We start from the raw sequence: 10,045 nt of genomic DNA, 5'->3' as shown, positions 1-10,045 counted from the left end.
ACAAGCTGAACGATAGACCCAGAAAGCGGCTGGGATACCGAACCCCAGCCCAGGTGTTCTTAGGAGAATATTCAGGAGCACTAGAAACCGCGGGTGCTGCACTTATTAGTTGAATTCAGGACTTCCATGCTTCCTCTATACGTTTAACGCCGCCAGCATGCACGGCTACGAAATGGAGGCGAAGCCGCAATGTAGTAGGCGTCGCCTGGCCTTGTTAGGCTTTAGGGCCACTTTGTTGCAGCCACCTTTGTGATTCCTCGACAACTTCCAGAAAGCGAAATCCCAAATCTCCTTTATACAACCGGAGGGGATTTTCGTCTGACTCACTGTCAGCCAGATGTATCTTATCCTCCGGCACCTCTGGCTGCTGCCCGTAGCTCTCGGCAAGGAGCCTAATCTTATCGATGATGACCAACCACTGAAGCGCACGCTCTGGCGATAGGTTGACAGCCAAAACCAATGCATTTCTAAAGTCATCCAGGCGTGTGTGCGCAGTCTGCATGGCCAACTTCAGCGGAAGAAATTTTGCGTTCCGATCTTTGATCTCTACAATGGTCTGCTCCAGCCAATCATCCTCTAGAACATGCCTCTGAACATGAGATAGCGCCGTTTCGTGCCCGAAAATACGACATCGATCATAAGAATCTAGCACAGCTGCAAGTAACGAATTCAGAACAAAAATCGACTTGGCTTCCTTGGCTGACCGTGGAAAGTAGTCAATCAGAAGATAGAATATATACGCCGCTACAAGGCTGACCAGAACCCCGGCACTTATGGTCCGAGCAACATCGCTTACAAGAATTGGTTCAAGAATCGTTCCCGATAAATACTCTGGCAGAGGAAGTCTTGCCTCGATTAAGCACAACAGAAGAAAAGCCCCTGCGGCAACCACTAGCAACCTGCGCTCTCTTCTGTCGACCAATAGCTTCGCAGTGCTCAATGTTTCTCCATGCTTATTAAGCCTAACAGTGATTATACGCTCGGCTGCATAACCTAAATGAACGTGCCGACGTGTTTATTGATATAATCTAGCCAGCCACATTCCCATAATCCATTTTTTTACAGTACATCAACCTGATCACTTGGCAGCATATACAAAATTCGTGTGTCCGCTTGTTTTGCTCTGTTCAATCATACTCTATTGATAAAATTGGCTTAGGTCACGCCCTGGCAGGAAATTTTCTATGCGTCCTAAGCACTGGGCACATGCCGGTAACCGACTTTGGTGGGAGGTGATGTACTGGGACAGCTTAAGGCTGATCGACCAATGAATTGGGCTCTTACAACACCCCATGCAGCAGATTCTGTAAGGGTCCGGCTTCGTCGGGCGGATAGTTTGCGATGACGGGATAACTGCTGATTGCACAACAAGTTGCGCTCCTAAAACCCCCTGGCCCCAGCCATGGGGCACGATGGCTTTGGTCGCCCAACAAATAGGCCCGTTGCAACCTCATTGCAACGGGCCTAGATAAGCGCTAATCGTGCCGCACGTTGCACTATCCACCCCCAAGCATGGCGGTCATGTTCTGAGATTGATCAGACACGTTTTGGATTCGTTACGCTTTCAGAACGTACCGTAGTGTCTCGACTACCTGATCGGTAGTCGTGCACCAGGCCTGGGCACCTGCATCGACTTCTTTTAGTGGGTGGACGATGTCTTCGCTGTGCAGGGTGATGTAGGGCTTGGCGAGTGCGGCGCAGTAGCCTGCGTAGAAGGCGGCGTTCCACTGTTTGTATTTGTCGCCTCAGAGCACCATTACCAGATCCGCTTGCTCGATCATCGTGCGGGTACGGATTGCGTTGACCTTGGACGACTGGCGGACGTGCCAGAACTGGTTGGTCTGTTCGCCCAGGTGCTCGCCGCTAAATTTTTCTCCGAAGCTGATCCACAGCCCTTCAAAGGATGAGGCTGCCAGCATCAGTCACTTTGAGCCAACTTACTTCAGTAGCGACGGGTATCCAAAAACTTATGAGCATTCAGCTCGTAGAAGTCACCTACTGCACTCATCACCTCTTCCGATGCATTGGGATTATGAGTCGCTTGCCTTCCAAGGGGATCCCAGATTCCCTCGTTTGCGATATAGACTGAAACATAACCAAGCTCACCAGAAGAACAGTTAGCACGTAGTCGGCCAAACGACCTGTTTATCAAAGCACTTGGCATCATATCCTTACGGACAGTTCTTAGCGGAGCACACCTCCCTGTTTCATCGACAATGGTCGTCTCAAAAACGTCACGCCAAGCATCCTCAGGACTTTCATCCGAAACAATGAGATGAGCGACCCCGGCATAAGGAAATCCGCAGCGCAACAAAGCATCTGCCTGAGAGAAACCATACTGGTTAGGCGAGCGGCTTTGCCGAACATACGTCGCGCGAACGACCTTCAACTCAATTGCCAGGGTCATTGATAGTAACAGACGGTCACTTGAATAAGGGATGACGAGCAGGTCTATGTCGCCAGGGAATAATACACCTGGCAAGACCTTGTCGGTGGGGACGAAAGCGCCGATCATGACGCCACTGTCCGGCGGCATGTTGTCAAAAAATTCCGGAAGAAGCTCTCTGTAAACGACTCCAAATAGACGCCTATTACAAATTAGCTGGAGTCCGAGCGCAATCTCATCAGACTTTTCCTGCATAGCCTGTGGGAACACAAATGCAATGTCCCCGCTATCCATGAAGGCAGGCCGATTAATTAGTGGCTTGCTATAGCACATATTGAAAATGCCACCTGTACTTCAGCCCAATGTCTGACCTGCGATTGGCAAAGGCAAAGGCAAACCCGAAGCTTTGAACAATCCAACAGAAGCCATTAATCAACCGTTTATTGCCACTCAAGCTTGAGGTCTTTATGTGACTGAGCACAGTCGCGCAGATAAAGATTGATCAAGCTTTGATACGGTAGATCTTTTTGTTCCGCCAGATTCTTGAAATACGCGATGGTATCTTCATCCAGCCGGATCGTGACCTGCTTTTTAAGCTTCTTGGCGTATGGGTTTTTGACTGACTCTGAAAAATCGTAATGGTCACGCATGTCTATACCCTTCGTAAGTTTTTCGCTCTCGTTTTTTCGCCTTACGTGCTGAGATAATTCTGATTGTGTCACCGTCTCTAACGCAGTGGCACACCACCAGTAAACGAGACGCCAAGCTTCTGGCGATTAGCTGCATATTTACCAGGATTCTAATCAAAGGTAATAGAGTTCATACATTACACTGTAGTTATAGTGTACGTATTATCAAGACGTTGGTAGTTGCTGATTCTCGAGGCGAAACAGCCGCGCCCTCCCGCCACACCAGAATAGAACGTCAGTTCAGTGGCGGAGCTGTTTACGTGGCGTGATCGTCGCGAGCTGAAGCTCCCTCCCACAAGATGATCCCCTCCCACAAGTTGAAGCAGAGCTTGCGGGAGGCGCTGCGGGCTTAGGCTTTGAGGACGTAGCGTAGAGTTTCGACGACTTGACCGGTGGTGGTACACCAAGCTTGTGCACCGGCATCGACTTCTTTGAGCGGGTGAACGATATCTTCGCTGTGCAGCGTAATGTAAGGCTTGGCAAGAGCGGCGCAGTAGCCTGCGTCGAAGGCGGCGTTCCACTGTTTGTACTGGTCGCCGAAGCGTACAACGACTAGATCCGCCTGCTCGATCATCGTGCGGGTGCGGATGGCGTTGACCTTGGATGACTGATGGTCGCGCCAGAAGCCATTTTCCGGCTTGCCCAGGTGGTCGCCAGCGGCGTCAGAGGCGGCGTGGTCGGTGACCGGTGCGGTAAACACGACATCCAGGCCCGCGGACTCGGCGCCGCGCTGAATTTCTTCGCGCCAGTCGGTGTGGATCTCGCCGGATAGGTAAACGTAAAAGCTCATGGCTATTCCTCAAATACTAGTTGGTCAGTAGCGCCATTTTATGGAAAATCATTCCATATTAATACCAGCACTATAGCAGAGGCTGTCTAGCCAGCAGATAAATATCCATGATCCAGCCGTGGGTGCCGCGTAGCTCTGCCCGGCGCTGGATGATCTGGTCGCCGACCTCGCTTAACCGGCCTTTGATCAGGCACTGTTTGTCCATGCCCAGGTAGGCGCCCCACCAGATGTAGATTTCATCTTGCGGCAGCGAGGTAAAGGCCCCACCGCCATCCAGCATTACGACGACGGTGGCGGCATCGCTTGGCCATCCGCGCTCGCGTAGGCGGCGGCCGGTGGTGATGTGTACCGGCTCGGCGAGGGCATTGAGGGGGATTTTATGTTCGGCGGTGAGCACTTGCAGGCTGGTGATGCCTGGCACTACCTCTACATCCACCTGCTTACCCGCAGCGCTTAGGCGCTGGGTAATGCGCAGGCTGCTGTCGTAAAGCGAAGGGTCGCCCCACACCAGCATCCCGACCCGCCCGCCGTTGGGGAGATATTCATCGATTAGCTGCGCCCAGACACTGGCAATGGCGGCGTGCCAGTCGTCCACCGCGCCCAGGTAGTCATCACGGCCATCACGACTAGGCAGATCGAACTCGACGATCTTGGTGGTCACCGGCGTTTCCAGCAGCCGTTCGCAGAGCAAGCGGCGCAGGTCGATCAAATCAGACTTGGCCTCGCCCTTGCGGGGCAGAAGAATCAGATCGGCGTTATTAAGGGCGCGCACGGCGGCCAGGGTGACGTGATCAAGGTTGCCGGTGCCGATACCTATGAGCGACAGAGTGATCATGATTCGCTCTCTTGATCTTGGCTTGCCGTGGCAAAAGGCGAATCCGCCGACTGGGGGCGAAAGCGACGGTCGTAGCCCACGGCGTAGAGGCTGCTCTCCTGGAAGTCATCGCTCTCGAGCACCTGCCCCACCAGAATTAGCGCGGTGCGCTGCATAGTGTCATCAATCAGTGCTTCTATGGTGGCTAGGCGCCCGCGCACTACCCGTTCATCGGGCCAGCTTGCCCGCCACACAATCGCTACCGGGCACTGCTCGCCGTAATAAGGCGTCAGGCTCTCGACCACCTGGGCAAGGTTATGGATAGAGAGATGGATGGCCAGCGTGGCGCCGGTGCGGGCGAAATTGGCAAGCGTCTCTTCGCTGGGCATGGCGCTGGCCCGCCCCGGCGTGCGGGTGAGCACTACCGACTGGGCGACACCGGGCAGCGTCAGTTCCTGGCCCAAGGTTGCCGAGGCTGCCGCAAACGCTGGCACGCCGGGGGTAATGCTGTAGGGGATATCCAGCTCGCGCAGGCGGCGCAGTTGCTCGCCCATGGCCGACCACACCGATAGATCCCCCGAATGCAACCGGGCGACATCCTGGCCTTCGGCGTGGGCGCGGCTGATCTCCTGCATGATGTCATCCAGCGATAGCGGCGCGGTGTTGATCACCCTCGCCCCTGCCGGGCAGTGTTCGAGGATTTGCTCCGGCACTAATGAGCCCGCGTACAGGCACACCGGGCAGGCGGCGATTAAATCCCGCCCGCGTAACGTCAAAAGATCCGGTGCGCCGGGGCCTGCGCCGATGAAATGTATCGTCATTCTGTGATTCCTTTTGCCAACGCGACGGTGGCCTGTCGATCCGCGGAGATGATTCTGGGCCCCACTAACCTAGCATTCGGGCCTGCCGCTAACAGCGCCACAGCCTCGGCCACGCTGCCCGTGCCTCGCGCCTGCAAGCTTTGTGCTGAATGAGTCAGCGTTATCACCGTGGGCAGCTCGGCGTCCGCTACGGCGATAACCTCGATGCTTCGCAGTCGGCCCAGTTCTTCGACTAACGGCAGCATTGAATGAGCCGCCGCCAGCTTATCGATTGCCCCGTACTGGTCGGCAAGTTGATCAAGCGCCTGACCGAGCGAAGCAAGCGTGGCCTCGCGACGAAAGCCAAATCCCGCTATTCTCAACGCCAATTGCTTCACCGAACACCCCGCCACTGAACGATCGGGTAGCTGGCCTTCCAGCCTCGCCGGGTGCCGATGGGGGCGGCGTTGGCAAGTTCCAGCCGCAATAGTTCGCCACCGACTTTGTACTGCCAGTGCGCCAGCAGCGCTTCGGATTCCAGGGTGACGGCATTGGCGACGATGCGAACGCCTTCGGGCAGGCGCTGCCATAAATCGTCTAGCAGCGCTTGGGATAACCCGCCGCCAATAAATACCGCATCGGGAAGCGGCGTATCGTTCAGCACGTCCGGCGCGCTGCCCTCTTTTACTTCCAGCCAATCGACGCCTAGGTTCTCTGCATTGCTGCGCGCTCGCGCTGCCCGTTCTGCGTTTTGCTCAAAGCCCACCGCCGGATTATCCGGGTGAGCGAGCAGCCACTCAATGGCAACAGAACCTGAACCGGTGCCGATATCCCATAGCCGCTCGCCTGGCATGGGGGCAAGCGCCGCCAGAGTGATGGCGCGAATGGTCTGTTTGGTGATCTGGCCGTCGTGTTCAAAAAACCGATCCGGCAGGCCGGGCGTCAGGGGCAAGGCGGGGCCGCTACCGGCTACTTCCAGCCCTACCGCGACTGGGTGGGCGATATCTTCAGGCAAGTTGGCGTCAACACGACAATGGCGAATGCGCTCGTTATCGCCGCCCAGGGCTTCCAGCACCGTTAGCTGGGAAGCCGCAAAGCCGAGCCCGCTTACCAGGGAAGCGAGCTCAGCCACCGCTTCGCCGTTTCTTACCAGCACCAGCAACCGCCTACCGGTATGCAGGTAAGGTCGAATGCGGGTCAGCGGTTTAGCGTGCAGGCCCAGGCAGGTGCAGCGCTCCAGCGGCCAACCCAAGCGCCCAGCCGCCAGACTGAAGGTGGAAGGCGCGGGCAATGCCAGCCACTCGTCAGCGCTGAGATGCTGCGCCAGGGTGCTGCCCGCCCCAAACCAGAACGGGTCGTTCGAGACCAGCATGACCACCCGGCGGCCGCGCTGATTGAGCAGTTCAGGAATGCCATCGGCAAAGGGCACCGGCCACTCAATTACCTCGGCGTTTAGGGGCGGCAAAAGGCGCAGATGGCGGCGCGCGCCGAACACTACCTCGGCACTTTCCAGTGCGGCGCGGCTTGCCGCCGTTAGCGCCTGTGTGCCACTCTCCCCCCAGCCTAAAAGGGTCAGCCAGGGAGCCTGACCCACTGGAGCGTGAGAAATTTCAACCATGATCAAGATCCTAATTCTCGGGGGAACCTCTGAGGCCAGCGCCCTGGCCAGCGCGGTTGCCAAACGCGGGCTTCCCGCCATTTTCAGCTATGCGGGGCGTGTTGCCACGCCTAAACCCCAGCCGCTGCCGACCCGTATTGGCGGATTTGGCGGCATTAGCGGCCTTGCCGCCTTTGTGGCCCAGGAGCGCATCACCCATATCGTCGATGCCACCCATCCCTTTGCCGCGCAGATGAGTGCGAACATGTTAGCCGCCGCGGCGCAGAGCGGCGTAAAGGCCATTGCCCTTACCCGGCCTGCCTGGCAACCCGTTGAAGGTGACCAGTGGCAAAGCGTGGCAAGTATCGATGAAGCCGTCAGCACCCTGGCTGGCCCGCCCCAGCGCGTGCTGCTCGCTATCGGGCGCATGCACCTTGCGGCCTTTGCCGCCCAGCCCCAGCACCATTACGTGCTGCGTTTGGTTGACCGGCCTGCCAGCCCATCACCACTAGCCGATGTCAGCACCGTGATTGATCGAGGCCCGTTTACGCTGGAAGGCGATCTCGTCCTGCTAGAAAACCAGCGAATCCAGCGCATCGTGTGTAAAAACGCCGGCGGCGAAGGGGCGGCTTCCAAACTCACCGCGGCAAGAACCCTCGGCCTGCCCATTGTGATGATTGAGCGGCCAGCACTGCCACCCCGCCACGAAGTTCATCGCATCGATGACGTGATTAGCTGGCTCGATAGCCACTCTTAATCTTCAATACGCTTAATCAGCCGAACGCGGCGTATAAACCAGCGGTGCCCCTGCTCGCTCGATCAAGCGCGTCTGCTGGGAACCGACAATCACCAGGGTACGCATATCGGCCATGTCCGGCGTTGCCTCGCCTAGGGTGGTGACGCGAATCGACTCTTCCGGCGTAGACACCGCCCGGGCGAAGATGATCAGCCTTTCCGGCCCGCAGGCTTCCCGCAGTACGTCCAGCGTGCGCTCGAAGCCCGCCGGGCGCGCCTTGGAGCGCGGGTTGTAAAACGCCATGGCGAAATCGGCCTCGGCAGCCAAACGCAGGCGCTTTTCAATCAGCGCCCATGGCTTCAAATTGTCAGATAGATTAATGCAGCAGAAGTCGTGCCCCAAAGGCGCGCCGACGCTTGCGCTGGCGGCCAGCATGGCGGAAATACCCGGCAGTACCTGAATATCCAGCGTGCGCATCTGGGCATCGCCCGCTTCCAATGCCTCAAACACTGCAGCGGCCATGGCAAAGACACCGGGGTCGCCGGAAGACACCACCACGACCCTATGGCCCTCAAGCGCCAGCTGTAGCGCCTGCTCCGCCCGGCGGATCTCTTCGCGGTTGTCCGAGCCGTGGCGAACCAATCCAGCACGCGGCGCGACCCGGTTAACGTAGGGCACATAGCCCACCACGTCGGTGGCTTCCTGCAGTGCGGCCGTTACCTCGGGAGTGACCATGGCCTCAGAGCCCGGCCCCAGGCCGACGATTTTCAGCCAGCCGCTCATGGTCGCCTCCCGTGGCCATGGATCAGCACAATCGAGAAGTACGGCACGCTCTCGCCCACGTCCGCCAGCGGCAATACGCGTTGTTGCGACATGGCGGCGTACTCGATCAGCCAGGCCTCGCCTTCGCGGCCAGCGTGAACCAGCGCCCGACGCAGCTTGGCCAGGTTGCGGCCTATTTTCATCACCACCAGCGCATCGGTCTGGGCGATGCGCTCGGCCAACGCGTCTTCAGGTAGCGTGGCCATCAGCACGGTCAGGATGTCATCGCCCCAGGTAATGGGCTGGTTGGTAGCTGTCCAAGCCGCCGACATGCCGGTAATCCCCGGCACTACCGAGACCGGCACGCGGTTCAACAGCCGCGTGTAGAGGTGCATGAAGGAGCCGTAAAAGAACGGGTCGCCTTCACACAGCACCACCACATCGCACCCGGCTTCCGCCATCTCGATGAGCTGGGCCACGCTGCGTTCGTAAAATGCCGCCAGCAGCTCATTGTAGCGCGGGTCATCGAAGGGAATTTCAGTGGTGACCGGGTATTCCATGGGCAGCTCGATCGCGCCAGGCGGGATCATGCCCTCCACGATGGTGCGCGCATGGCCGCAGCGACCCTTTTTACGGAAATAAGCCACGTGGGTCGCCCCGCGTATCAGGCGGTCGGCGCGCACGCTCATCAAGTCTTGGCTGCCTGGGCCCAGGCCAACGCCGTATACCGTTCCCTGGGTCATTCGATGCGATCCGCCATGGCGTTGATGGCCGCTACCGTCACGGCGCTGCCGCCCAGACGACCGCGGACGATACAGCTGGGCAGTGCCGGGTTAGCTAGCAGCGCTTCCTTGGATTCCGCCGCGCCGACAAAGCCTACCGGGCAGCCGATAATCGCCGCCGGGCGCGGGCAGTCTGGGTCTTCGAGCATATTGAGCAGATGAAATAGCGCAGTAGGCGCGTTGCCAATGGCGACCACGGCGCCTTCCAGGTGCGGCCGCCATAGTTCCAGCGCCGCCGCCGAGCGGGTGTTGGCCATCTCCTGGGCGAGGCCGGGGGTGCGCTCATCGTTGAGGGTGCAGATGACTTCGTTGCCAGCGGGCAGCCGCTTGCGGGTGATGCCTTCGGAGACCATGCGGGCATCGCAGAGAATCGGTGCGCCCTGCTCCAAGGCGGCGCGGGCTTTATTGACCACGTCGTTTTGAAAATGAATATGCGCGGCCAATTCCACCAGCCCGGCGGCGTGAATCATGCGCACCGCCACGGTCTCTTCTTCCACTGAAAAGCGGCCAAGTTCGGCTTCACTGCGAATAATCGCAAACGACTCCCGGTAAATCGCCGGGCCACTGGTTTCGTACTTATAGGGCACCCAAACTCTCCAAATAAACTAATTCGCAGTTGCTGGTCTGCAAGGCCTCCGTGCCAGGGCAGGTTTCCGCGAGGGCGCTGTGAACCCGTCCCTGGTCGCTAC

General features: G+C 58.1%; 13 protein-coding genes and 2 pseudogenes. 2 read left to right on the top strand and 13 right to left on the bottom strand.

From position 1 onward, the window contains the following. Positions 1 to 113, top strand: a pseudogene (locus HZS81_RS18115) (IS30 family transposase); the annotation flags it as partial. Positions 114 to 214: 101 nt separating this feature from the next. On the opposite strand, the gene HZS81_RS16220 reads toward HZS81_RS18115, so the two are convergent. The 10 genes and pseudogenes from HZS81_RS16220 to cbiE form a co-directional block, all read right to left on the bottom strand. Then, the gene (locus tag HZS81_RS16220) at positions 215 to 940 is read right to left on the bottom strand and encodes a hypothetical protein (RefSeq protein WP_179931559.1); all 726 of its coding nucleotides are present in this window, start codon (positions 938 to 940) and stop codon (positions 215 to 217) included. A 616-nt stretch (positions 941 to 1,556) separates the two neighbouring features. After that, positions 1,557 to 1,865 (bottom strand): annotated as a pseudogene (locus HZS81_RS16215) (YtoQ family protein); the annotation flags it as partial. A gap of 77 nt (positions 1,866 to 1,942) precedes the next feature. Then, on the bottom strand, positions 1,943 to 2,719 hold the full coding sequence (locus HZS81_RS16210) for a hypothetical protein (RefSeq protein WP_179931558.1): 777 nt from the start codon (positions 2,717 to 2,719) through the stop codon (positions 1,943 to 1,945). A gap of 107 nt (positions 2,720 to 2,826) precedes the next feature. Beyond that, a complete protein-coding gene (locus HZS81_RS16205; RefSeq protein WP_179931557.1) occupies positions 2,827 to 3,036 on the bottom strand; it encodes a BrnA antitoxin family protein in 210 nt (69 codons plus the stop codon). Beyond that, complete coding sequence (locus HZS81_RS16200) at positions 3,029 to 3,172, bottom strand: BrnT family toxin (RefSeq protein ID WP_179931556.1); 144 nt, start codon at positions 3,170 to 3,172, stop codon at positions 3,029 to 3,031. The genes HZS81_RS16205 and HZS81_RS16200 overlap by 8 nt, the downstream gene beginning before the upstream one ends. A gap of 252 nt (positions 3,173 to 3,424) precedes the next feature. After that, positions 3,425 to 3,865: a YtoQ family protein gene (locus tag HZS81_RS16195; RefSeq protein WP_179931555.1), complete on the bottom strand. Its 441-nt coding sequence runs from the start codon at positions 3,863 to 3,865 to the stop codon at positions 3,425 to 3,427. Positions 3,866 to 3,935: 70 nt separating this feature from the next. Beyond that, positions 3,936 to 4,700, bottom strand: a complete 765-nt coding sequence (gene cobF / locus HZS81_RS16190; protein WP_179931554.1) for a precorrin-6A synthase (deacetylating) — start codon at positions 4,698 to 4,700, stop codon at positions 3,936 to 3,938. Continuing rightward, positions 4,697 to 5,500 (bottom strand): precorrin-4 C(11)-methyltransferase, encoded by an 804-nt coding sequence (cobM, locus tag HZS81_RS16185; RefSeq protein WP_179931553.1) that lies wholly within the window; start codon positions 5,498 to 5,500, stop codon positions 4,697 to 4,699. Before cobM ends, cobF begins: the two co-directional genes overlap by 4 nt. Continuing rightward, a complete protein-coding gene (locus tag HZS81_RS16180; protein WP_179931552.1) occupies positions 5,497 to 5,877 on the bottom strand; it encodes a cobalamin biosynthesis protein in 381 nt (126 codons plus the stop codon). The genes cobM and HZS81_RS16180 overlap by 4 nt, the downstream gene beginning before the upstream one ends. Continuing rightward, on the bottom strand, positions 5,874 to 7,097 hold the full coding sequence (gene cbiE / locus HZS81_RS16175) for a precorrin-6y C5,15-methyltransferase (decarboxylating) subunit CbiE (protein WP_179931551.1): 1,224 nt from the start codon (positions 7,095 to 7,097) through the stop codon (positions 5,874 to 5,876). Before cbiE ends, HZS81_RS16180 begins: the two co-directional genes overlap by 4 nt. Between cbiE and HZS81_RS16170 the strand changes: the two genes are divergently transcribed. Then, a complete protein-coding gene (locus HZS81_RS16170; protein ID WP_179931550.1) occupies positions 7,096 to 7,833 on the top strand; it encodes a cobalt-precorrin-6A reductase in 738 nt (245 codons plus the stop codon). The two genes, cbiE and HZS81_RS16170, sit on opposite strands and share 2 nt — an antisense overlap. Before the next feature lie 12 nt (positions 7,834 to 7,845). Here the strand turns inward: HZS81_RS16170 and cobJ are convergent, their stop codons facing one another. Genes cobJ through HZS81_RS16155 form a run of 3 tightly spaced genes read right to left on the bottom strand, consistent with a single transcriptional unit; the run spans position 7,846 to position 9,943 of the window. Further along, positions 7,846 to 8,595 (bottom strand): precorrin-3B C(17)-methyltransferase, encoded by a 750-nt coding sequence (cobJ, locus tag HZS81_RS16165; protein WP_179931549.1) that lies wholly within the window; start codon positions 8,593 to 8,595, stop codon positions 7,846 to 7,848. After that, positions 8,592 to 9,317: a precorrin-2 C(20)-methyltransferase gene (gene cobI, locus HZS81_RS16160; RefSeq protein ID WP_179931548.1), complete on the bottom strand. Its 726-nt coding sequence runs from the start codon at positions 9,315 to 9,317 to the stop codon at positions 8,592 to 8,594. The genes cobJ and cobI overlap by 4 nt, the downstream gene beginning before the upstream one ends. Beyond that, on the bottom strand, positions 9,314 to 9,943 hold the full coding sequence (locus HZS81_RS16155; RefSeq protein ID WP_179931547.1) for a precorrin-8X methylmutase: 630 nt from the start codon (positions 9,941 to 9,943) through the stop codon (positions 9,314 to 9,316). Before HZS81_RS16155 ends, cobI begins: the two co-directional genes overlap by 4 nt. Positions 9,944 to 10,045: the final 102 nt, after the last annotated feature.

It is taken from the genome of Vreelandella salicampi (genome assembly GCF_013415105.1).
Classification (GTDB): Bacteria; Pseudomonadota; Gammaproteobacteria; order Pseudomonadales; family Halomonadaceae; genus Vreelandella; species Vreelandella salicampi.
Note: the sequence above shows the minus strand (reverse complement) of the source record. Positions and strands in the feature narration are given on the sequence as shown.